We start from the raw sequence: 23830 nt of genomic DNA, 5'->3' as shown, positions 1-23830 counted from the left end.
AAAGTCCACCCTCTTAATTCATTTTTTCTTGCATAAAGCTACTAATCCGCTCAATCGCTTCTAAGAATAAGTTCTCATCAGTAGCATAAGATAAACGTACATGTTCTGGCATGCCAAAGGCAGATCCCGCTACCAAGGCAACGTGGGCTTCTTCCAGGATTGCCATGACAAAATCATCAACACTATCATAGCCACACTTTAAAGCAGCTTGCTGGCATTTTGGAAACAGGTAAAATGCCCCTTGGGGTTTATTAGCCAGTTCAAAGCCTGGTAAATTGATTACGGCCTCATAGCCCTTATTAAGACGCTCTTCATAGGTTGAACGCATGGATTCAACCAATTCCGGACCGCTCTTGAAGGCCCCTAAAGCCGCGTATTGGCTAACACCAGCCGCATTACCACTAATTTGCCCCGCCAGCTTGTTAAGCATTTTTATAATTTTTTGATCAGCCAAACAATAACCTAAGCGCCAACCAGTCATTGCATAACTCTTTGACATACCATTAACTACAATGGTATTGGCGCGAACCTCTGGGTTTAAAGCGGCCATGGAATAAAATTGGTTGCCATTATAGACTAATTGGCTATAAATTTCATCAACAATCATCAATAGATTATTTTTCAAACAGTAATCAGCAATGGCCACTAACTCTTCCTTACTTAAAACGGTTCCGGTCGGATTAGCCGGTGAATTAATCAGTAAGATCTTGGTTTTGGAAGTGAGATATTGGTCAATAATTTTTGGCGTTAAGCGGAAATCATTATCAGGATCAGTTTGAGCTAAAACTGCCTTGGCCCCGGTTAAGCGTATTTGTTCTTCATAACTCACCCAATAAGGACTTGGTACAATCACTTCATCGCCTGGGTTTAATAGAATTTGAAACAAATCATAAAGTACTAACTTGCTGCCGTTAGCAATAAAGACTTGATCAGCTGTATAAGGCACCCCATCTTTCTCTTGATGGAATTTAGCAATAGCTTCTCTAACTTCTAAAAGGCCTCCAGCTGGCGTATAATGGTGGCCTTTTCCTTGGTCTAATGCTGCTTTAGCATAATCAACAATTGGACTAGGCGTAGAAAAATCTGGTTCTCCTAAGGTTAAACTAATAATATCCTTGCCTTGAGCTTTTAATTGTTTGGCTCGATCACTGGCTTTAAGGGTACTTGATTCTTTTAATTCTAAAGCGCGTTGCGAAAACATGCTAGCTTTCCTCCTATAATTTATCTATGGTTTCATACCAATGACCACTAGCTGCATTAATATAATGATAGCCTAAGTGTCCATCTTGGTTAATAAAGGAAACTTCCCATACCAATTGGTCATCTTCAATTCCAATCCGGGCTTCTTTGACCTCTTGGGTATTCACATTATTTAAGGTCAATGACTTAGCTTCTTGTTCATTGACTAATTCGTTCACCTTGCCGGTTATTTTTTTATTGGTTTCCGGTTGATAGGCATAATAAATGAGCTCACCTTGGTCATTCTCTCCCTGGATAGTATAAGTCGTATGATCCTTATTTAAAACATAAAATTTCCCCATATTTTTTAAACCAATATCATCCCGGGCCATAGTCATTAACTGTTTTTCCTCTTGAATAATTGGTTTTTGTGAATTGAAGAAAATCGTAAATAAGCCAAAATTAATAATAATTAAACACACAAGAAATGCATTTGCTAATCTTCTTGTCATAGGTCTCTCCTTTAGTCAGACTTGAGAATAGCGTCTAAACTGACTTCTTCTACTCTTAGTTCATCCCCAATTACCTTATCAATCGCATCCTTATAAGAGCTGTAAAAGAGCCGCTTATCTAAAACAATAAAGGCGGCCGGCGCTTGATCACTCAGCATACGTCCTAAACTCTGCTTGAAACGTAAGAGCATTTGGGGTAAGGATTCTTGGTAGAAATAACTCTGATTACGCTCCTTCCAGTAGTCACGACGAGCTTGCTCCCTCACTTCATCTGGCGAGCGAAAAGGTAATCTCGCTAGTAGGTAATAGTCACTATGAGAAGGTAAATGTAGGCCCTCAGTCAAGGCTTGCAATCCGATCAGGAGGCCATGGTGACTATCATTATAGCGACTTATGGCATCCTGGTGACCATATTTTTCCCCCTGAATAAAAGTGACAGCGATGAGTTCATCCGGCCAAAATTCTTGAATATAATGATTTAAGGCAGTCAGTAGCTGTTTGGAATTGAGCATGAGATAAATTTTCTTATTCTCATTAATCAATAGCACCTGTAAAATTTCTGCTAAATAGTGGATCGATTCCGTCTCCGATAAATCATGGAGGGAGGGATAATCGCTAAGAATATACAGCCTTTTATTGGCATAAAGCGCCTTGTTGATTGGATAAGTATAGAGATGATATTTTTTTACCCCATACATGCTTTCCAGGCTCTCTCGATTATCCGGCAGGTTAGCTGTAGCTGATAGAAAAAGCACCTGACTCGGGCACTTTTCCCACATTTCACTCATAAAGTCTGCTACCGCCTTAGGATAAGCGCTAAGTCGGGGATAATTCTCTGGATAGCTAATTATATAATAACAATTATTCTTATTGGCAAACAGTTTCTGAATATTTTCGATAATTTTATGACCTAGTCCCAAGCCTTGCAACCATTTTTGCATTTGATTTTGCTTTAATAATTTTTCTTTTTGCGCCATCGCTAAACTAGAGCCATAGACTCTTTGAACCCCTTTGAGATCTTCCCATAATTGGGCAAAAAGTAAATAAGTATTATATAAACGGGGATCAGTCCCAGAAAAATAAACGGCTTCATGACTATCATGATTCAATAATGCATCCAAGACATGGTCAAAAGTTTTAAGCGCATTTTTCAGCTGGTCTTGCCATGTGTATAGGACTTGTTCAATTGCTCGATTACTGGTATCAAGATAATACTTGTCCATTAACTGACCAAAAAAATGCTCTTGTTGGTTTAAGTAATCATTGATGTCTGCCAAATTCTGATGAACAGCGAGATCTTTTTCGATAATTTTTGGGAGATGATGGCACTCATCAATAATCAGGTCGCTTGCCTTAGTCCATAATCCCTTAGCGACTAGGTCCTCTTTATGGCGAACTAAGTAGGCGTGGTTAGTCCAAATAATATCAGCCTTTTTAGCTAAATGTAATTGGTGTTGGTAAAAATTCCACTGCATAGTCACTTGGTCACTGTGATAACGATTCTGATAAAGCGCCAGATTATCCCACTGTTCCCATAGGGGAGATTGTCGCAAGCCATGGTTTAATTCCGCTAAATCTCCTGTTTGCGTCTCACTCACCCAAAGCAATAAGGACAAGGTAAACATACTTTCATTTTTAGAAACATGATTTTCCTTAGCCTTCAGGTAATTAATATAAGCTTGGAAGGTGTTTAAATCTAGATAATGATCCCTACTTTTTAAGACCGCCACTTGTATCTTTCCCCCCAATTGATTCACCAATTCTTGCAGGTGGTTATCTTGCCACTGTCTGATCATGACATTATTAGGAAAAGATACGATTAAATGTTTTCCAGTCTTAGAAGCAACTTGCAATTGACCTAAGATACTATTAAAGGTTTTTCCTTGGCCTGAATTGGCTTTCAAGAAAGCAAATTGATCACTATCTTGTTCAAAGAAATTCATTACATCCTCTTGGATACTCAGATGACCACTATCTTGGTCTTCTTCTGTACCAGCTAACGGCCGGTATAGGCCCTCATTAATTTCGGGATTAAGGGTAAAAGATCCACGGATCAATCCCTTATTTCTTTGGCAATGACCATGATTATACCAATAACTAAAATATTTTCCGGTTTGGCGTATGAAAAATTTTAACCAGGGCTGCATTGCTTTATATAAAGATTCCGGAAGGCTGGCCACTTTATCCATGACTTGGACTAGTAATTGAGCAGTGGCTCGGGCATCTTCAATGGCTGTGTGGGCATTCACTAAGTTAATGCCATGGTCAATAGAAAATTCTCCTAGCTTATAGCTGGCTGCCTGGGGATACAAGACGCGGATTAATTCCACGGTATCAATTCCCTCTAAATCAAGTGCAGATAAGCCCGCACCTTCAAAGGAAGCACTAAGGAATTTATAATCAAAATTAATATTATGGGCCACAAAGACACAATCTTGTAGTTGTTGAAAGAGTTCTGGAGCAATTTCTTCAAATAAAGGGGCATCACGCAGATCTTCAGTCTGGATGCCAGTTAAATCGCTGATATTTTTAGGGACAGGGATGAGTGGCTGGATATTGCTTTTAAATTCACCAATCTTTTTCTGTCCTTCTAAAAAAACAACCCCAATTTGAATAATGCGGTCGCCACGGTTATATTTGGTACCGGTAGTTTCTAAATCAACCACGGCATATTTGACAGGCATCTACCGTACACTCCTTCTATTTTGAGTTCATTACTTGGCTTTCAAATAGGCTAGTAAGTCCGCCTTGCTATTAGGACATTGTCCATTAACCACAGCTGCTTCAGCCTGATTGAGATACTGGCCAATAAGGCGTTTATCATCAGGGGCTAAAGCGGCTATAATATCGCGGCCATTAAGGGCTAAGTCTTTGCGGCTATGGATAGGCAGCGCTTGCCAAATGGCTTCAACTTCCCCGGCTTCACTCTTAGGGAAATGGCGAGCAAATTCACTCATAGCCTGGCCTTCTCCTTGAATAAAAGCTTCCACTGTTTGAGCTGTCTTTAAGCCGAAACGATAGAGTAATTGCGCTGTCCAAGCGGACTGACTATCTTGACGGGCAGTTAATGCTAGGAAATATTCTTTAATTAAGCGGTTCTGCTTATTCGACATTTTCCAAGCCCGGCTAAAGTCATCAATAAATTGCAAGTCACACTTAGCCAGAAAAAAATAAACTGCCCAAGCGAAAGCATCACTAGAAAAAGCCTGCTGAGGACTCAAGATATCCAACATCTTTTGGAAACTGGACTTGCCTTTTTCGGTTAATGGGCAGTAACGATAGAGCTCTAAATCAATAAAATAGCTGAGTCCGGCTTGCCAGTGTTGGCCTTGCCATAATTTAGCCATCTCTGTCTCAATCCGTTCCACAGCAATTTTTTCAAGTAGGGGCGCTGATTCCTTGATGGCTTGGGCAGTATCAGTCTCAAGCTCAAAGCCTAATTGACTGGCGAAGCGCACTGCCCGCATCATCCTAAGAGCATCCTCTTGAAAGCGGTCATGGGCCTTACCAACCGCTCGTAACCGTCCTGCTTTTAAATCTTCTTGACCCTGAAAATAATCAATTAACTGCCCTTCAGTATCCATGGCCATTGCGTTGATAGTAAAATCACGGCGAAGAAGGTCTTCCTCTAGGGAGCGAACGAAAGTTACCTCTTTAGGTCGGCGGTAATCTTCATATTCTGACTCCGTTCTAAAGGTAGTGATTTCATAGGTGTCCCCATTGAAATAAGCCATAACCGTTCCATGTTCTAAACCTACATCAAAATGTTTGGGAAAGATTGCCTGAATTTCTTCGGGGAAAGCACTGGTGGCGATGTCAACATCATGACTAGTCAATCCCAATAAAGCATCACGGATACAACCTCCCACGAAATAGGCTTGATAACCGAAACTCTCTATTTTCTTTAAAACCGGTAAGGCCTTTTGGAATTCTTTATTGTCAATAATCATAAAATGTGTTCCAATCCGTAGACAAATTCCTCTAATTGGTCACTAGCCTTTAGGGCAAGGGCAACACCATGCATATAGGACTCACGGTTATAAGAGTCTTGGCGGATGGTCAAACCTTCTCCTGGCGCACCAAATTGGACAATTTGATGAGAATTTAAGCCAGGCAAGCGGACACTATGGATAGGAATTCCTTTATAATCAGCCCCACGAGCCCCAGCTATCGATTCATTACGGTTAACGACAATGTCTTCTTTTTGTTTTTGACTTTCATGGATTAGATCCGCTGTCTTAATGGCGGTACCGCTAGGCGCATCCGCTTTTTGCGCATGATGCATTTCAATAATTTCGACATGGTCCAAATATTTGGCTGCTTCTTGACTAAATAGTTGCATGAGAACGGATGAAATCGCAAAGTTAGGTGCGATCACTCCACCTAGTTTCTTTTCACTAGCTAAGGCTTGTAAGTGGCTAATTTCATCACTTTCTAAACCTGAAGTTCCAATGATAGGATGAATATTATGTTCAATATAAATCTTACAATGATCAAAAACCACACTTGGCTGGGTAAAATCAACTACAGCGTCGACTTCAACCTCCCCTAAGGCTTCTTCCACACTAGAATAAATTGGCGCCAAGCCTTTAAAAGTTTCCAAGTCGTCTTGATGTTGGTCTAAATGATGGTTAACTAGGGCTGCTAGCGTAAAGTCGTCACTTTCATTAATCATATTGACAGTCGTCTGTCCCATTTTCCCTAAAAAACCAGTAACCATTACCTTCATCTTGATCGCTTCCTTTCACTATCTATCTTCATATGCCCCATTATAGCATGACTTAAAGCTCCTGTTCCCAGTCTTTTACTTGGTCGATAACTGAGCTAAGTGCTGGGGAATGCTTGAGTTCTGGTCGCATGGCTAAAAGATTGATTATTTTACTAAATTGGCCTTCTTCCCTTAAGAAATAGATATAATCCACTAAGAAGTCATCGTCATCTTTTAAATCACGGCTAGCTAAATTATAATATTTTCGGGCTTGATCATAATTTTCCGTTTGATTATAGAACTGGGCCATTAACCAGTGACTATTTCCATCACTGATCCCCTTAGCCTTCATTGACTCAATGAGTTCTTGAGCCCTATCCTCATTATCAGAGTCTAATGCCAAACGTAATAATTGTTGATAAGCTCTAATATTATCCTCATCAGCTTCTAGGACCTTCTCATAGTCTGCTTGGGCCCGCTTAAATTTCTTAAGATAAAAATAGAAATTTGCTCTTTCCATGTATAAGACACTGGCATAAGGGTCCTTACTAATGGCTTCATTAATGACCCTTAGAGCCTGATCGCTTTCGTGAAGTTCCCATTTACACTTGGCTAAAAGCAGGTAATAGGAAGGATCCAGCAAATTGTTTTCATAGAGAGGGCTTAGTAATTGGTCACAATAGCTATAATCCTCATCCTGGTAAGCGAGAAAGGCTAATTGTTCCTTCTCAGCCTGGCTGAGTGCGCTGTTTTCTTTATTAGAAAGTAACTGAGCCGCCTCATCATATTGACCGGTAGCCACTAGGGCATACTGATAATTATCCGTCACTTCTTCTTTAATTTCAGGGCTCAGGTCCTCCTTTTGGCTTAAATCATGGTAAAGTTTAAGGGCTTCTTTGAAATCGCCCATAGTAAAGACTAATTGAGCCATACCAAATTCAATCGCCTCTTGACCAGGGGCCAGTTGATTGGCTTCCTTCAATTTTGTCAGACTGACTTCAGGTAGACTGAGCATTTGATAAGCATCAGCTTCCAATAGCAAGGCTTCAAGATATAAATCATCTTTAGGGTCGATGCTAAGTAGGTAGTCCAAGCCCTCTTCATAGCGGCCATCGTCCATAGCTAATTCGCCCAATAACAAAGACCAGGTGGCTTCATCGGGATAGCACTTAGCGGCTTCCTGATAAATCGCTTTGGCATAGGGAATAAAGCCAAGTTGTTGAAAATTATAGCCCAGCTGAGCAAAATCTTCCCTACTTCCCCTTTTAATCAGTTGGTTAAGCAAGTCCGCTAATTTTTCTTGGGCTTGATCATATTTTTCTTGAACAATCAGTTCGGTGATTTCTTCATATAATTCCTTCATGCTAACCTCCATATTTATTTATTTTAGCATAGATATAAAGCTTAGCCCTACCGATAAGTAATAAATAAAAACTGCCAAGTCCTTCTAAGAACTTGGCAGTTTCAAGTTAAGGAAGATTAGCCCTTAACAACGTCTTTTAAACCTTTACCTGCTTTAAATGCAGGTACTTTACTTGCTGGAATTTGAATTTCTTCACCTGTTTGTGGGTTACGTCCCTTACGAGCGGCACGTTCACGTACTTCAAAATTACCAAAACCGATAATTTGAACATTTTCTCCATCAGCTAAAAAGTTTTCAATTGAAGAAAATACTGCATCAACGACTGGTTGAACATTTTTCTTAGATTCACCAGTTGATTCAGCTACTTTTTGTACTAAGTCAGCTTTATTAGCCATTTTTACACCTCCAAAAATATTTCCATTCTTCTCGTGAATGGAGAATTATCATCAATGACAATTCTCTATAAATATACCACAGAAAGCACGTCATAACAACATTTATACCTTATATTTCAATGTTTTACCGCCGATTTCTGCTAATAATATGCAGGGGCGTTCCGCTAAAATCAAAGGCTTGCCGAATTTGATTAGCCAGGAAACGCTCATAGGAAAAATGCATAAGATCTGTGTCGTTGACCATCACGACAAAGGTCGGTGGCCCTACGCTCACCTGAGTCATATAGTAAACCCGTAACTTTTTCCCTTTATCTGAAGGCGCTGGATTAATTCGGATAGCATCCGCCAAAACTTGATTAAGTAGGGAGGATTGAATCCGACGGTTAAAGTTTTCATGAACCTGGATAATAAGATCTGGAATCTTATCTAAACGCTGCTTACTTTTCGCAGAGACAAAAAGGATAGGTGCATAGGATAGGAACTGGAATTGAGCGCGGATATTATCTTCAAATTCCTTCATGGTGTGGCTGTCTTTTTTTAGGGCATCCCATTTGTTAACTAGGATAATAATTCCCTTCCCTGCCTCATGAGCGTAGCCAGCTACGGTCTTATCTTGATCACGGATCCCTTCTTCGGCATTGAGGACGAGCAAGACAACAGAGGCCTGTTCAATCGCAGACATCGACCGCATGACGCTATATTTCTCAGTTGATTCAGACACTCGCCCCTTTCGGCGAATCCCTGCAGTGTCAATAATTTTAAAACTGCGCTCATTATAAGAAAAGTAAGTATCCACTGCATCCCGGGTGGTGCCAGCAATATCAGAAACAATCACACGGTTCTCACCCAAAATCGCATTAACCAAGGAGGATTTCCCCACGTTCGGCCGTCCGATTAAGGCAAAAGAAATCGTTTCCTCATCTTCGCTATCCTCATCTTCTAAAGGAAAAAGACGGTAGATTTCTGCCAAGAGATCTCCGATTCCTAGGCCGTGTGCACCTGAAATAGGATAGGGATCATTAAGACCTAGTCGGTAAAAATCGTAAATTTCTGCTTGTAATTCAGGGTTATCCACCTTATTTACCGCTAAGAGGACAGGTTTATCCGACTTTTGTAGTAGACGGGCGATCATTTCATCGGTTTCTGTAACCCCATCAACTACACTAGTCATCATAATAATTAGATCGGCCTCTTCCACTGCAATTTCTGCTTGCAGACGGATTTGTTCGACAAAGGGTTCATCGTTAAATTCAATCCCCCCAGTGTCAATTAAACGTAGCTTCCGGCCCAGCCATTCTCCTTGGGCATAGACACGGTCACGGGTTACTCCAGGAACATCTTCAACGATGCTGATTCTTTGCCCGGCGATCCGGTTAAAAATTGTCGATTTACCCACATTGGGGCGTCCGACAATGGCAATATTTAAGGTTTTCATCCATGCTCCCCTCCTTCTAGACGAATAAATATTCCAATCGGATTAAACAAAAATAGGGCCGGGATAGTTCCCAGCCCTTATTAATCTTTACTAATCTTCTGAAGAATCGTCAAGATTTAAGTCTTTTAGTTGGTCACCTAAAAGATCAGCGAATGAGAAGCCTGTGTCTTCGTCATTGCTACTTTGAGATGCTTGTGAACGTTTTGCTTGTGCCGGTTTGTTACGACGATTATTTGATTGGCTCTTACGTTCGCGACGTGGAGCTCTTTGTTCGTCTTTGTCAGCTTCAGAACGTTCTGGAGCTTCTTCAAGCGCTTTGATTGATAAAGATAGACGGTGTTCTTCTGGATTAACATCAAGAACTTTGACTTTAATATCTTGGCCTTCTTCAAGTTTATCAGAAGGATGGTTGACATGTTCATGAGAAATTTGTGAAATGTGAACTAAACCTTCAACACCAGGGAAGACTTCAACGAAAGCACCAAAGTCTACGATACGGCGTACTACACCATCAAGTTCAGCGCCTTTAGGAGCTTTTTCTTCAATATCTTCCCAAGGACTTGGGGTAGCTGCCTTAGTAGATAAGGAGATACGATCACGGTCTTCATCGATTGATAAGATCTTCACCTTAACAGTTTGGCCAACTTCTAATTCATCAGAAGGATGGTTAACATGGTGGTGAGCAATTTGTGAGATGTGAACTAAACCATCGATACCACCTAAGTCAACAAAAGCACCAAAGTTAGCTAAGCGAGCAACAGTTCCTTCAACAACTTCGCCTTCTTCAAATTGTGCTAATTTTTCGGCACGTTCAGCTTCAGCTTGTTCACGAGCAATTTCTTTATGAGAAAGAATCAAACGGTTTTCTTGAGGATTAATTTCCACAATTTTCACTTCTAATTCTTTGCCTTTATATGGTGTGAAGTCACGTACAAAGTGGTCTTCAACCATAGAAGCTGGGATGAAACCACGAACGCCAGCATCAACCACTAAACCGCCCTTAACAACTTTTGTTACTGGAACAGTAATGGTTTCTTCATTTTCAGCTTTTTCTTCTAATTCTTTCCAAACTTTCTTTTGTTCCAAACGGCGACGAGAAAGTAAGAAAGTTCCGTTTTCTTTATCTTTAATATGTTTTACAACCACTAATTCGAGAGTATCTCCAACATTAGCGATTTCAGTGACATCGTCAACATGGGAAGATGACAATTCACGGAAAGGTACGACCCCTTCAACACCAGCGCCTTCAATACCAACAATTAATTGATTGTTTTCATCAATGGTTAATACTTCTCCTGTTACCGTATCACCAATTTTCACTTCTTTTGTTTCTGCAAGCATATCCTCCATAGAAGGCATTTCTTCATTTGCCTCTACTTCGTTATTTGCTTGTTGTTCAAACTCATTTGTCATAAACTTATATCCTCTCCTGTAAATAAAAGTACTAACCATCGACACTTGGTCAATGAATACCCTTCGATTATAACATGTTAATTTAAATAAGACAAATTTCTTAAAGCTTTTTTTAGATTTATCTTATTTATTTATTCTTTTTCCTCAATTAGACTCACTATCTTTTCTTCAACCTGGTCTAAATTCAAATCAGAACTATCAATAACAATGGCATCCCCAGCTGCTTTTAAGGGGCTATTTTCACGATGGGCATCGTAGTAATCACGAGCTTCGATTGCCTTAGTTAATTCTTCAATTGTTTGTTCAGATAGTCCTTTAGCCTGATTTTCTAAGAATCGTCTCTTCGCTCTAACAGCTGCTGAAGCGGTGAGAAAAATCTTAAGATCGGCATCAGGCAATACCACGGTTCCAATATCACGACCATCCATCACTAAGCCGGTATGGTTTCTAGCCCAACTTTGTTGTCGTTCAACCATAGCCTGACGAACTCGGTCGATCGCAGAATAGGCAGAAACCGCTTGGGTAACATGGTCTTGACGGATAGCCTTAGTCACATCCCGGCCATTAAGGAGGATTTTTTGACCTTCAGAGTCCGTCTCAAATTGAATATCGATGCTTGCTAATAGCTCATTAAGTGCTGGTGAATTTTCAGCTTCAACCTGACCTTTTAAAGCCAGGAGAGTTACACAGCGGTACATGGCACCCGTATCCAAGTAAACATAATTTAAACGTTCAGCCAATCGTTTAGCGATGGTACTCTTTCCCGAAGAAGCGGGACCGTCAATAGCAATGTTAATTTTTTTCATTTTCTACTCCTCAATTACTCAACCCTCGCGCCTATTGGTAGACCCGAAGCACCGTCCCCGGTGCGATCGGTGAATTAGCATGTAAGCCATTTAATTCCAGTAATTGATTTAGAGTCATTCCATGATTAACCGCTATCCGATAAAGGTTATCCCCAGCAGAAACTTGATAGCTTCCTACATTTTGATTTTGATTGGTATTTTGTTGATTTTGATTTCGACTCGCTTGTTGACGAGATTGCTCTTGGGCAGCTACTTGTTGTTGGGATTGTTGAACAGCTTGGGATTGTTCAGCTGCTTGACGGGCTTCCTGGGCAGCTTGTTGAGAAGCTTGAGCCGCTTGTTGACTTTCTTCTTGTTTTTTACTTTCTTCTGCTTGTTTAGATTCCTCCGCCTTCTTGCTTTCCTCTTCAGCTTGTTTTTGGGAATCATTTTCAGACTTAGACACCATCACTTGGTCCACATTCATGCTTTCAGGTTGTTTTTGTTGGTTGCCGTAAATAATGTAGGCTGCATAAGGGATCAAAATAAACAAGAGCCCTAGAGCAATCAAGACCTTGACCGTTGGGGATACCCCCTTTTCCTTTTTATTTCTGGAAGATCGTGAATATTGACGGTTTTTCAGGTTTTCGTACTCATCAGCCGAGCTAGCTTCTGCTTTTTCCTCAAATTCTTCTACATCAGAATTTTCTTCCTTAACCGCTGGATCTTCTTTTTTCCATTTATTTTTAAACTGATTCCAATTGTCCTTGAATGCCATGATTATTCCTCCTTTATTACTAGAAAATTGTAGCATTTATTAGGCAAAATGTCAGTATTTTCCTCAGCCAATCCATACTTAACTAGGAAATAGTACTTTAAGTCGCGCCCGCCAATCCTTCAACACTTTTTCTTTAGGATTCACTAAGCGATTAGGGGCCAAGGTCAGATATTCCTTAAAAGTTGCCGTATCTTCAAAGTCAGCCTGACAATGCGAGCAACAAAAGTGATTAGTATTTATCCTTTCCTTGGAAAAATGGCTTAGTAAGTAACGGCGATAACAGCTATTTAAGTTGAGGTATTGTATCATCTGTTCGATTTCATTTTTCTTTATCCTTTGATAGCTTTGAAAGTCCCTCTGAATCTGTTCCTTATCCTTGGGCGAATAATTATAGTAAAAATAAGTGATTAAATTTTGGATTTGCTCCTCAAGTGCTAAGAAAGACTGACTTTGCAAAAAATCCCCCCGCTGATAAGCCTGATTTAACCCTTGATAAAAAGGCATAGCTTGAGCGTCAATTTGCTCTTTAAAATAATTTAAACGGCTAATTTCTTGGGGATTAGAATAAAGTAATACCAAAGCTTTTTGACCGTCACGACCACAACGTCCACTCTCTTGCAGATAGTCAGCTAATGATTGCGGGGCATGATAGTGAATAACAAAGCGTACATTGGCCTGGTTAATCCCCATGCCAAAAGCAGATGTAGCTAAAATCGCGTCAAGATGTCCCTTTTGAAATTGCTCTTGGACTTGCAAGCGCTCCTCACTAGTCTTATCAGCGTGGTAGCTAGCGAGCTTTAACTGACTGCTCGCTTTTAAATCTTGGTAAAGTTCTTCCAATTCCATTTTATTGTGGACATAAATGATTCCCGGCTTCGGTAAGGTCTCAAGCAAGGAATTAAGGTGGTGAAATTTGTCCTTTTCTTTAAGCTTCAATTGCCCATAAAACAAATTAGGCCGGTCTAAGGGGCATTGGACTTGCTGATAGCCTTCACAATCATCAAACAAATGCTGGGCAATCTCTGCTAGTGTATTTTGACTAGCACTTCCGCTCAAGGCTAGGGTTAAAGGATGATTTAAGGCTTGGCGAAATTGTTTGAGGGCACTGTACTCCGGGCGAAAATCATAGCCCCATTGCGAAATACAGTGTGCTTCATCAATGACCATCAGTTTAATAGCAATTTGCCTTAAGCGACGTAAGACAGCGGGTTGAGAGAGCATTTCCGGTGACATAATAATAAATTGAAAGTCATGGAGATGATTAAGTAACCAGTTTTTTTCTTGTTTACTTAATTGACTAGTTATTGCCACACTTGCTTTAAAACCAAGTGCCTGCAGCTGACTGACTTGGTCTTCCATCAATGCCAACAAAGGGGAAATAAGCAAAATTGGTCCGGGATTTAAATACTGGTAGATCTGATAAATCAATGACTTGCCGCCAGCAGTAGGTAAAATACCAATCGTATTTTCTCGCTTCTGTAAGTGGAGTAAAATTTCTTTTTGCCCAGGGCGAAAAGACTGGTAACCAAAGTGAGTCGCTAAGAGATCTTCTAACATCTTGCTTGCTCCTTTCCGGCCTCTTTCACTTGTATCACTTGATAATAACGGTAAAGCCAATAAGGCGCCTTAGGAAAAGCTTTCTGAAAACTTTCAAAGTGATCATAAGCAAGCGACCAATCAATCTTCTTTAAATCTGCGCCGAACAAGTCACTAGCTTCCTGGGCTAAAACTTCTGGACGAGAAAGCATAATGTCCACATAATGATCAGCTATGGTAGAGACTTTTAAATGGCGATTCTTAGCAATTTCTTCTAATGAATAGCCCTGTTTAATATAGTGATAGCTCACATTAGCAGAATCTGACCAAGGAGGATAGGGAGCAATAAAGCTTTCAAAAAAGCTCTTTAAGAGGGGGGAAGTATCCGCTGATAGAACTGTGACCATGAGGCGATCAATTAAACTACTATAGTACAAATGGCATTGGTCTAAAGTAAAATGATAACGACTTGCTAATTCTTCATAAGTCAGCGCTGGCAGGTCAACATAACCGATCCGTGCCAATAACATATCGGCTTGCTCCAGTGGCCAAGTGGCTAAAATTGCTTCTAATTCTTGTCCTAGTATAGTCGCTAACTCCTTTTTACGATACTTTTTTTGCGTCCAAGCAAAGAAGCGCTTGACCTGGTATTGAATTTGAGCACTTTGTGTAAGAGGTTGGTAGCTTTTTTCCCCATGACTAGCATTAGCTAGAGCTTGAAAGAATAAGAGTAGACTAGTCTGTATAGCCTGGTGGTTAGCCTTTGGAAATAGTCCCTGCCGGTATTTTAGACCAGCCAGTAAAGTTTGCATATCAGTCTCTGGCTCATGATCAACTTGGCCTAACTTTTTCCAGCTTAACTTGGATAATTGAGGACATAAGTTAAATAAGAATAAGAGCTGGTGACTATAGGCGTAGAACAAGCTAGAGGGTGTGCGTTTACCAATCAGAATCTGATAAAGTGTATTTTGATTCAAGTCTGCTGTGCCTTTCTTGACTTCAGCTAAGAGTTCTAACATCTTTTCCCCCCTCATTATCTAATCTCACTTTCATTATAGCGAAGACCTTCGGAAAAGGAAAAAGAAGAAGCAGACAACATGCTAAATGAAATAAAGCCTATTAATTTTTATCTATTTAACTCACCTTTACTGATCAATAATACTTTATAATTTTTACTAAGTCCGGTCTCAATAATTTAGCCTTTATTTAATTTTTGGCATAGTTATCCCAAGGATTGTATATTAAAATTCAAATTCTTATGTTTTAATGTAATAAGACTATTTGTTTTTACGCATCAAGACTGCATGTGTATCATAACTGTTTTTCTAAAAAGCAAGCCCACTATTTAAAAAGACATTTACTATCAACATGATTGAGATTAAAAACAAAAAGGACGACTGGATAAATTCCAAGTCGTCTTTAATTTTTCTTACAGAAGGGAGTAATATTTAACATGGATACATCAACAGGTCAAACAATGGCCAAGCTACTGGGTAAATTAGACCAGCGGCGCTTAAATATTATTAAATATCTCATTACCAGTGACCAAGAAATGGTGGCCATCAAAGAATTAAAAACACATTTTAATTGTTCATCACAGACAATAATTTCTGACTTAAAGCAGCTCATTCTAATTTTTCCTGACAAACTACAGTTTGAAATGAAATATAAATACATCAAATTAGTAGCTTCTACCCCGCCTCAGATCAATGAGTTTTATCCTTACTTTTTTAGCAATAGTATTTATTTCATTTTAATACGGACCATTTTCAGTCAAAAAATCTACTATATTTCTTATATGTGCGAAAAGTTATTTGTTAGTCGGTCCACTCTTTATCGTATCATTGATTCCATTAATCAGTTTTTTACCAGTTATTATCCAAGTCTTAGTCTCACCATGAACCCCTTTAATATTGAAGGCCCCGAACGTGAAGTAAGGAAATTTTATTATGATTTTTTTGAATTTGGCTACCAATTAACCCAATGGCCTTTTAATGAGGTGAGTCATCAGGACATCAACAAAATTTCCCTCTACTTAAGACACTCCATTCCTAGCCTAGGACTTTATAGTAGTCACCCCATGTTTCCCATTATTCTTGCCATCAATTTAATTCGTTATAAGCATAAAAACTTGGTCCAAGACAGTTACTTACCTAGGGACCTATCGAGCTTACAAGAATCCTTAACCGCCACAAAAGCTCAATTTACTATCTTTGATATCGAATATCGTCTAAAAGTGTCCATCAACTCTGAAGCCGTCCGCCAACTCTTAGTCGGACTAGCACCACACACCACCTACTTATCTATCCAAGCCTTACAAGAAGAAATCCGTTCTTCAAATGATCATTCTCAAGCCGTTTCTAACTTCTTTGAAGAATTGGATCAACTAACGACCAGCCAGCGATTAAGTCCTTTAGACCAAGATAAGAAGGATTTATTGCTTTTATTACTCTATAATTGCTGTCAGAATAATCTCGATTTAAATGAAAAGGTAAATTGCAATATCAAGTGCATATTTATTTTAAAAAATCCCAGTGTCATGCCAAATAACTAAAAAGCTGATAAAGTCAATAATTCTTGGCCCGTTTTTCTCTAGCTTAAAGTGCTTGATTATCATTTAGAGATTCAGGGTGGGGCTGTCAAGGTGGAGAGCGAAGCGGACCTTGACTGGCCCACACTGAATCTCTATGCTTTGTTAAGCACTTTAGCCTGCTTCTTTAAGCGTTTCCTGAAGTTTCGCAACTTCTAGGTTATAACAGTCGTTAGGGGTTTGATAATCTAAGACCTTTCTAAAGCGATTATTTATTGTATTCGTATAGTGTGCGAGTTCCTGGTATGTCAGCTTTTTAAAGCTTGTCCCTTTGGGCAAGAATTCTCTTAACATGCGATTATGTCTCTCATTACTGCCTTTTTCCCAAGCTGAATAGGCATGGGCGAAAAAGACTTCCAAATCCTTCAGAGCATACTCAAGCTGAGATAGTTTAGAAAATTCACTGCCGTTATCGGTCGTTAAGGTTTTAAAACACGCTTGACCCTCTTTAAGAATCACCTTTTTAACCGATTTTACAATGGAATCTGCATCCCACTTCCAAGTCTTCTTGGTGAGGAATTTTCGCGTTTTCCGTTCAACTAGAGTAATAAGACATGGCTCTCCTTTAGTCTTCTTTCCTATCACGAGGTCAAGCTCCCAGTGACCAAATTCTTCTCTTGAAAGGACGTCTGGGCATCGCTGATCAATGCTTTTTCCAAATACCTTTTTATTCGTCCCACGCGGTTCACTAGGTTGTTTTCTTGGACGAATCCTTGTTTTCATAGGAAGATCAATATTCCTCACATTTAATAAACCAAGATTGATATATTTATACATGGTTTTGGTGCAAGGAACTCTTTCTAAAGGGTGTTTTCTGCGGTAATCATGAATAAACGTATCAACACTGAAAATACGGTCTTCTTTAGGTGTCAGTAAGGCTTCCTCAAAGGCTTTAATGAAGTTAGATTTTCCATACAAAGCGCCTCTGGCTTTAGAATTTGACCGATTATCTTTATAAACACGCGAGCCAGTTTCTGCAAGATAGACATCAACGTAGGTATGATCATAGTTCATTTGACGTGTTTTTCCACGTTTTAGTTCACGAGATATGGTGCATTGATTGACGCCAACGGCGTCAGCAATCTCTTTCTGTTTATGTCCTTCTTGGTGCATTGCTTGGATAATTCCGCGTTTTTCTGCAGAAAGGTGTGTATATGATCTAGGTTTCGTGTTAGAATGTTTCATAGCCAGTGAGTGCTCCTTTACTTGGGTTTAGACGCTTTTAAGTATAGAGCATCACTGGTTTTTTGTCGTCCTTTTCTCTATGCACTTCATTTTACAATTTACCATTTAAATGAAAATGAAAATTACTCTAAGATGCAATTGACTGCTTTAGAAATCGATAATCTAAAAGAAAAATGGGAACTCTTTCTTCCTGGCTTTAACGCCCGTTTACAGCCAATTCTAGAAAGTTTTCAATCCTATTTCAGTAAAGAGCTAATTGCCAAACGTACGGCTATTATGTTTTCTTATGTCTATTCATTTTATCCCTTAACTATCAATCATTTTTACAAGGACTATAAACGCCTAAATATCGCGGTTTATACCAGTCGTTCTTACAGTACTAAGGAAATCTGTGGCAAACTCCATCTGTTTTTTGGCTCATTAATTGAGGTCACCCCCATTATAGATACTTACTTTATGGAAGACCTAGATAGTTCAAGGATTGATATTTTATTAACCACCTACCCCTTGTTCAATCTTAAAGGCATAACTATCCATACAATCAAAGATGATCTAACTACTGAAGATTTAGGTTGGATTTACCAAATGATTAACCAACTCAAATTTTCTCAAGACCAGGAAGAAGAATGCCCTCTCCACAAAAAATAAGCAAATAAAAACACCAGCTTAAGGAGCCAAGTAAGTATTAGCTTCTCATTAAGCTGGTGTCTTTTTTATTTCAATGGCAAGGGATTTATCTAGCTAATAATAAGAGCCCTGGACTAAACTAAACGTCGCTTAGCTACAGGTAAGGCAGCCGATAGAACAATAAAGTTAGCTACCGAAATAATCAGACCCTTGAGTAAATTAAAGGGTACTATGCCATAAAGAATATATTCTTGCATATTAGGAATTTCAAAATTCATCACGGCCATATAGAAAGGAGTAATGACATAGTAGTTAGCCAAGGAAAGGACAAACGTCATTAATACGCTACCAATTGCAAAAGCAAAGCAGACTTTGACATAGTACTTAGCCGTTTCAACTTCTTTGCTCAAACGAAGATCATAATTACGTAAAATATAGTAAATTGGCAAGCAATAAGAAAGAGTGGCTATGAAAGAAGCCATATCTCCGATTGGGTAACCCGCATTGCCACCTGTTTGAATATAGTGCAAAAAGTTCCGTACAAAAGCAGCCCCTGCACCACTCCATGGACCAAACAAAAAGGTGGTGAATAGGATCGGTACATCAGAAAAATCGACCTTTAAGAAAGGTATAGCAGGCAATATCGGAAAAGAAAACATCATAAGGATAAAGGCAATAGCCCCCATCACTGCGGTAACAATTAACTGACGTGTACTTGTTTTCATAACAATTTCCCCTTTCTTCTTCTCAGTCAGGGTTAATTGTTATTTCTTTAAAATAAAAAATTCCTTTCACCGCAAGTCTTCAATGAAAAGAATTAATTAGTAAGTATTTACTATCTTCTCCCATTCTGACTTTACAGTCGGTACTAGAATTTCACTAGTTCTATCAGCTCACTGATTCGCGGACTATCACCGCCGATCGGGAATCTAACCCTGCCCCGAAGATTTCATTTATTTAATTTTACAAATAAAATATAACCCCATTATAGGAGAAATGCAAGCGTTTTATTTTTGTAAGGCATATTGTTTTAAACGCTCAACTTCAGCTTTTAATAATGGCCGATATTCACCCACTCCTAGACCTTCAGTCGTTAAAAAGCCATAGCGTTCGCGGTTCAAACGTTTTACGGGATGACCAATTGCTTCAAGCATCTTACGGACTTGACGATTACGTCCTTCATGAATTGTCAACTCAACGGTTGCATTTTCCTTAGCAGCCTTATTTTTCCGAATTCTTGCCCTAGCCTTAGCGGTTTTCTGCCCGTCTATCACTAGACCTTCTTCTAAGCGCTTAAGAGCATCGGGACTAGGATAACCCTTTACCTTAGCCACGTAGACCTTATCAATTTCGTAACGAGGATGCATTAATAAATTAGCAAACTCCCCATCATTGGTTAAAAGTAAGACTCCAGTCGTATGATAATCTAAACGCCCGATAGGATAAATACGTTGGGGAATCTCTTTAAAATAATCAACGACTACTTTTCTCCCTTTGTCATCAGCAACAGAAGAAATGACCCCATCCGGCTTATTGAATAAGTAGTAAACAGGTTCTTCTTTATATATAGGCACCTGGTCAACTTCAACGAGGTCTTTCTTTGTCACCTTCGTGCCGAGTTCAGTAACCACCTGGCCATTGACCTGCACCCGACCTGCAAGGATTAATTTTTCAGCATCACGTCTAGAAGCCACACCAGCATGGGCAATAACCTTTTGTAATCTTTCCATTATTTATCTCCTTCTTCATCAAATAAGCCCTTATCTTCCTCTTCTTCAGGTAAAAGGGATGATATGTCAGGGAGGTCGGCTATTGAATTCAATCCAAAATATTGATAAAAATAATTAGTTACTTGGTAAAGAATCGGACGTCCAGGTCCCTCTTTTCGCCCTGCTTCTTCAATCAAATCATGCAATAAGAGCCGTTTGATCATGGCTTGCGATTGAACCCCCCTGATTTCATCAATTTCTAATCGGGTAATTGGGCCTTGGTAGGCAATCACTGCCAAGGTTTCCAAGGCTTGTTGGGACAGCTTCAAAGCAAAAGGACTGACGGCATATTTTTGGATCAAGTCAGCATAGGTCTTTTGGGTCAGTAATTGATAGCGACCTCCTAGGCATACTAATTCAAGCCCCCGCTGGCTATCAGTTTTTAATTTCTTGTCTAAGTTCCACAAACGATACTGGACCTTTTCTTTAGAAAGATCTAAAAGATTAGCTAGTTCCTCTAGGCTAAGGCCTTCCTCACCAGCAACAAATAACAAACTTTCGCAAGCTCCCTCAATGGTCAATCCCCATCATCCTTCTTTTGTATGCTTATATCTGCAGCAATCTGATCTTGCTGGATAAGTAATTTTCCTTGTTTAACTAATTGTAACAAAGCCAGAAAATAAGTCACAACTTTTTCTTTATTGGGTTGATTCGAACTCAGCAAAGAAAAAAAGGACAAGTGGTCTGGCTCTTGGTCCAAGGCTTCTTCGATACTCGTAATCGCCTCATCAATAGTAAAAGTTTCCCCTTTTACAGTTCTTTCAAGTGGTTGTTCTTGCTTCAAGCGTAAAAACATTTTTTTTAAGGCCGATAAGAGGTCTTCACTGCTTACTTCGTTTTCAGGCAAAGGCACAACGGCTTGTAAATCAGAGAGGTCACTGGCCTCTTTAGAGTAACTCAAAGACCGGTCAGCTTGTTTTTCTTCTAAGATAGCTGAGACAGCCTTATATTGCTTATAAGTTAGTAATTGTTGGACTAAATCGGCACGTGGATCGTCTTCCTCTTCTTTTTCCATGGCTTTTTTGGGTAAGAGTAATTTAGTCTTAATTTCAATTAAACTGGCCGCCATAATCAAATAGTCACTAGCTAGTTCCAAGTCCCTTTTTTGGTGGCGGTGAATCGTTTCTAGATATTGGTTGGTGATATCAACAATGGGAATATCAAAAATATCAACTTCCATCTGCTTAATTAAGTGCAAAAGCAAATCTAGCGGCCCCTCAAAAGCCGCTAGATCGATGTGTAATTCATCATTAGAAGTTTCAGTGTTTTCTTGCTTAGTTTTATTCATAAACCTTCCCCATCGTGATGAATGATATGTGGCATGGTACGTTGCTCATGTAAGGCCCATCCTTTTAAGATATCAGACATAGCTAGTGAGCCGCTAATGGTATACATAGGAAATTCCTGGGTTAAAGCAGTCAGCATGGCATAGGTAATCTCATTTTGGTCGAAAGAAGGATTAACTGAGCTATATCGTACTAATAGTAATTCTTTTTCCTCATCTTGGTCAAAACCAATAATACCGACAATATTATCGGTTTCTTCATCACGCCATAAGTAAAGTTGACGCTTACCTGTTTTTATACGCTTCATTTCTGCCATCAAGTCATCCATAGACTTATAGGCATCTAGATAAGATAACAAACCCATAACTACTTTCTCATAATTTGAAATGTATGGAATTAGCATAACTCACCTAACCTCTCTTAAAGATTCTATGGTTCATAGACTATCATAAACGCCCCAAAAAGAAAATACTCACTTTTCTAAGCAAATATCCAATACCATAAAAATAGAAACCTTTTTGAAATAACATTCTTAAATATCTAAAGCCTTAAAGACATTAGTTAAGGAATCCTCAAAGACCAGCGTATCTTTTCTATCCACTTGAATCTTTGTTTTATTAATGACTGCTAAATAAGAGCCATTAAAATAATCAATTAAACCAGCGGCAGGATAGACTCTTAAAGAAGTCCCAGCAACGATCATCAAGTCCGCTTGCTCAATGGCTCTAACCGCCCCTAATATCTCTTTTTGATCGAGTGCCTCTTCGTAAAGAACGACATTAGGGCGTACGATGGCCTGGTCAAAGCTGCATCGTGGGATCCCTTGCTCATCTTTTTCTAAGTCTTCTGTCCGATAGTGTCGTTTACATTTTAGACAGTAATTATCCCAGACATTGCCATGTAATTCATAGACTTTTTGACTTCCCGCCTCTTGATGAAGACCATCGATATTTTGAGTGACAATGGCAACTTCTTTCCCCTTAGCTTCTAAATCAGCTAAATAGCGGTGACAGGCATTGGGTTTAGCATCTGGATAAACTAAATGATCAAAGTAATAGTCAAAGAATATTTGGGGATATTTCTCAAAGAAAGAATGTGAAATAATTTCTTCTGCACTGACCTGATATCCAGAATCTTGCATAAATAAACCATCCGCAGAACGAAAATCAGGAATGCCACTTGCTGTGGATACTCCTGCTCCTCCAAAGAAGACGATCCGATCACTTTCATAAATCATATTTTTTAAAGTTTCGATCTTATTCATTACCAGCCCTCCTATAGTTCTATTGTATCAAAGTTTAGCATGATCTTCGAATGGCTTTTCCTTTCAATTCTTTTCTATGCCTATTAAAGTAATGATATAATAATATCAACTTAAATGTAGAAAGGACCTATTTAATGAAGCCATTCAAGAAAATCATTGCCTTGGCCTGCCTCTGTGCGACCTTATTCTTTCTAAGTGCTTGCTCTTCGCAAAACAAAACCGATGACCTATTTTTTAGTGATCTCTTTACCACCTGGCAAAAGAAACAGGAAGCAGCTAGCCAAGTCGATAAAAATAGTGACAATGCAGGTAGTCAAGCCCTCATTAATTCCTTCAATACTGAGTGGGAGGAAATGAAAAAGTATCAAGACCAAAGCTTTAAAGATAAAGATTTAGAAAATAAGGTGAAGGACTACTTAAATGAATTAAAAGCTTGTGTGGATGCTTTGAACCAAGAGCCGGCTACCTTCGATAGTCAGACTGCCTTTAATGATCATTACCGGAAGCGAATTGATATCCTGAAAGACTTATCCCAAGATTCACGCTTTATCATTCAAGCAGAAGCTTTGGAAGAAATTGACGCAGATAAAAATTCCAAAGCCCTTGAAGAGGCTAAAGAAAATCTTGACTTCCGTAAAGCAGCCTATTCTCAACTTGAAGAGGATTTAAATAATTTACAATTCACTGTTGACCAAGCGGCAAGTACTGACCAAAGCATTGTCATGACGGGGACATTAACTAACCACTCCAAAGCTGATTTGGTGAATTTGGGAATAACCTTTAAATTTGTCGATGCTGACCAAAAAGAGTTGGCTTCTGATACTTGGAAGACTGACCGACTCAAACAAGGTGAAAGCCAAACTGTAACCATTAAGAATACTGCTCCTCAAGCAGCTCACATTCAAATCGAATTGAATGATGACCTATCGATTGAAAAGTAATTTCAATCTAAGAGGATAAGTGAATGTTTATAGGGTCTGTTTCGGATACTTAGCGTAGACATCT

Annotated in this window: 23 protein-coding genes and 1 riboswitch; of the genes, 3 read left to right on the top strand and 20 right to left on the bottom strand. The window is 39.3% G+C overall.

The features are described 5' to 3' along the window. Window positions 1-13: 13 nt before the first annotated feature. The 13 genes from CJ190_RS03330 to CJ190_RS03270 form a co-directional block, all read right to left on the bottom strand. Complete coding sequence (locus CJ190_RS03330) at window positions 14-1201, bottom strand: pyridoxal phosphate-dependent aminotransferase (protein WP_064293275.1); 1188 nt, start codon at window positions 1199-1201, stop codon at window positions 14-16. Between the two features lie 13 nt (window positions 1202-1214). Then, window positions 1215-1691 carry a cell wall elongation regulator TseB-like domain-containing protein gene (locus CJ190_RS03325; RefSeq protein ID WP_064293274.1) on the bottom strand — a complete coding sequence of 159 codons (477 nt, stop codon included), beginning with the start codon at window positions 1689-1691 and terminating at the stop codon, window positions 1215-1217. Window positions 1692-1702: 11 nt separating this feature from the next. Next, complete coding sequence (locus tag CJ190_RS03320; protein ID WP_070597970.1) at window positions 1703-4375, bottom strand: exonuclease domain-containing protein; 2673 nt, start codon at window positions 4373-4375, stop codon at window positions 1703-1705. A 30-nt stretch (window positions 4376-4405) separates the two neighbouring features. Beyond that, the gene (locus CJ190_RS03315; protein ID WP_070597971.1) at window positions 4406-5641 is read right to left on the bottom strand and encodes a CCA tRNA nucleotidyltransferase; all 1236 of its coding nucleotides are present in this window, start codon (window positions 5639-5641) and stop codon (window positions 4406-4408) included. Then, complete coding sequence (dapB, locus tag CJ190_RS03310) at window positions 5638-6426, bottom strand: 4-hydroxy-tetrahydrodipicolinate reductase (RefSeq protein ID WP_197482628.1); 789 nt, start codon at window positions 6424-6426, stop codon at window positions 5638-5640. The genes CJ190_RS03315 and dapB overlap by 4 nt, the downstream gene beginning before the upstream one ends. Before the next feature lie 46 nt (window positions 6427-6472). Further along, a complete protein-coding gene (locus CJ190_RS03305; protein ID WP_070597972.1) occupies window positions 6473-7762 on the bottom strand; it encodes a tetratricopeptide repeat protein in 1290 nt (429 codons plus the stop codon). A gap of 116 nt (window positions 7763-7878) precedes the next feature. Then, window positions 7879-8157: an HU family DNA-binding protein gene (locus tag CJ190_RS03300; RefSeq protein WP_013669777.1), complete on the bottom strand. Its 279-nt coding sequence runs from the start codon at window positions 8155-8157 to the stop codon at window positions 7879-7881. Between the two features lie 124 nt (window positions 8158-8281). Next, window positions 8282-9592: a ribosome biogenesis GTPase Der gene (gene der, locus CJ190_RS03295; RefSeq protein ID WP_064293269.1), complete on the bottom strand. Its 1311-nt coding sequence runs from the start codon at window positions 9590-9592 to the stop codon at window positions 8282-8284. Between the two features lie 90 nt (window positions 9593-9682). Then, complete coding sequence (rpsA, locus tag CJ190_RS03290; protein WP_070597973.1) at window positions 9683-11005, bottom strand: 30S ribosomal protein S1; 1323 nt, start codon at window positions 11003-11005, stop codon at window positions 9683-9685. A gap of 131 nt (window positions 11006-11136) precedes the next feature. After that, entirely contained in the window at window positions 11137-11811 is a 675-nt protein-coding gene (gene cmk / locus CJ190_RS03285; RefSeq protein ID WP_064293267.1) for a (d)CMP kinase, read from the bottom strand. 31 nt (window positions 11812-11842) lie between these two features. Beyond that, entirely contained in the window at window positions 11843-12568 is a 726-nt protein-coding gene (locus CJ190_RS03280; RefSeq protein ID WP_064293266.1) for a LysM peptidoglycan-binding domain-containing protein, read from the bottom strand. A gap of 78 nt (window positions 12569-12646) precedes the next feature. After that, entirely contained in the window at window positions 12647-14125 is a 1479-nt protein-coding gene (locus CJ190_RS03275; RefSeq protein ID WP_064293265.1) for a RecQ family ATP-dependent DNA helicase, read from the bottom strand. After that, on the bottom strand, window positions 14119-15123 hold the full coding sequence (locus CJ190_RS03270; protein ID WP_064293264.1) for a helix-turn-helix domain-containing protein: 1005 nt from the start codon (window positions 15121-15123) through the stop codon (window positions 14119-14121). Before CJ190_RS03270 ends, CJ190_RS03275 begins: the two co-directional genes overlap by 7 nt. Before the next feature lie 434 nt (window positions 15124-15557). Here CJ190_RS03270 and CJ190_RS03265 point away from each other — a divergent pair, with 434 nt between their 5' ends. After that, window positions 15558-16658 (top strand): helix-turn-helix domain-containing protein, encoded by a 1101-nt coding sequence (locus CJ190_RS03265; RefSeq protein WP_101562117.1) that lies wholly within the window; start codon window positions 15558-15560, stop codon window positions 16656-16658. A gap of 150 nt (window positions 16659-16808) precedes the next feature. Here CJ190_RS03265 and CJ190_RS03260 read toward each other — a convergent pair whose 3' ends face one another. Continuing rightward, window positions 16809-17879, bottom strand: coding sequence for an IS30 family transposase (locus CJ190_RS03260; protein ID WP_101562109.1), 1071 nt, complete (start codon window positions 17877-17879; stop codon window positions 16809-16811). A gap of 132 nt (window positions 17880-18011) precedes the next feature. Between CJ190_RS03260 and CJ190_RS03255 the strand changes: the two genes are divergently transcribed. Continuing rightward, on the top strand, window positions 18012-18527 hold the full coding sequence (locus CJ190_RS03255) for a hypothetical protein (protein WP_143739140.1): 516 nt from the start codon (window positions 18012-18014) through the stop codon (window positions 18525-18527). Between the two features lie 113 nt (window positions 18528-18640). On the opposite strand, the gene CJ190_RS03250 is transcribed toward CJ190_RS03255, so the two are convergent. From CJ190_RS03250 to CJ190_RS03225, 6 genes are all read right to left on the bottom strand, one after another. Then, the gene (locus CJ190_RS03250; RefSeq protein ID WP_064293262.1) at window positions 18641-19231 is read right to left on the bottom strand and encodes an ECF transporter S component; all 591 of its coding nucleotides are present in this window, start codon (window positions 19229-19231) and stop codon (window positions 18641-18643) included. Window positions 19232-19339: 108 nt separating this feature from the next. Then, window positions 19340-19458: riboswitch (FMN riboswitch) on the bottom strand. 55 nt (window positions 19459-19513) lie between these two features. Then, a complete protein-coding gene (locus tag CJ190_RS03245) occupies window positions 19514-20236 on the bottom strand; it encodes a pseudouridine synthase (RefSeq protein ID WP_064293261.1) in 723 nt (240 codons plus the stop codon). Continuing rightward, window positions 20236-20796, bottom strand: a complete 561-nt coding sequence (scpB, locus tag CJ190_RS03240; protein WP_064293260.1) for an SMC-Scp complex subunit ScpB — start codon at window positions 20794-20796, stop codon at window positions 20236-20238. The genes CJ190_RS03245 and scpB overlap by 1 nt, the downstream gene beginning before the upstream one ends. Continuing rightward, window positions 20793-21563 (bottom strand): segregation and condensation protein A, encoded by a 771-nt coding sequence (locus CJ190_RS03235; protein WP_064293259.1) that lies wholly within the window; start codon window positions 21561-21563, stop codon window positions 20793-20795. The genes scpB and CJ190_RS03235 overlap by 4 nt, the downstream gene beginning before the upstream one ends. Continuing rightward, entirely contained in the window at window positions 21560-21964 is a 405-nt protein-coding gene (locus CJ190_RS03230) for a hypothetical protein (protein WP_064293258.1), read from the bottom strand. Before CJ190_RS03230 ends, CJ190_RS03235 begins: the two co-directional genes overlap by 4 nt. Window positions 21965-22093: 129 nt before the next feature. Then, entirely contained in the window at window positions 22094-22825 is a 732-nt protein-coding gene (locus CJ190_RS03225) for an NAD-dependent protein deacylase (RefSeq protein ID WP_064293257.1), read from the bottom strand. Window positions 22826-22959: 134 nt separating this feature from the next. On the opposite strand from CJ190_RS03225, the gene CJ190_RS03220 reads away from it, so the two are divergent. Further along, window positions 22960-23766, top strand: coding sequence for an FxLYD domain-containing protein (locus tag CJ190_RS03220; RefSeq protein WP_070598019.1), 807 nt, complete (start codon window positions 22960-22962; stop codon window positions 23764-23766). Window positions 23767-23830 lie beyond the last annotated feature (64 nt).

This window comes from Aerococcus loyolae, from assembly GCF_002871915.2.
Lineage (GTDB): Bacteria > Bacillota > Bacilli > Lactobacillales > Aerococcaceae > Aerococcus > Aerococcus loyolae.
This window is presented reverse-complemented; position numbering and strand designations above follow the sequence as displayed.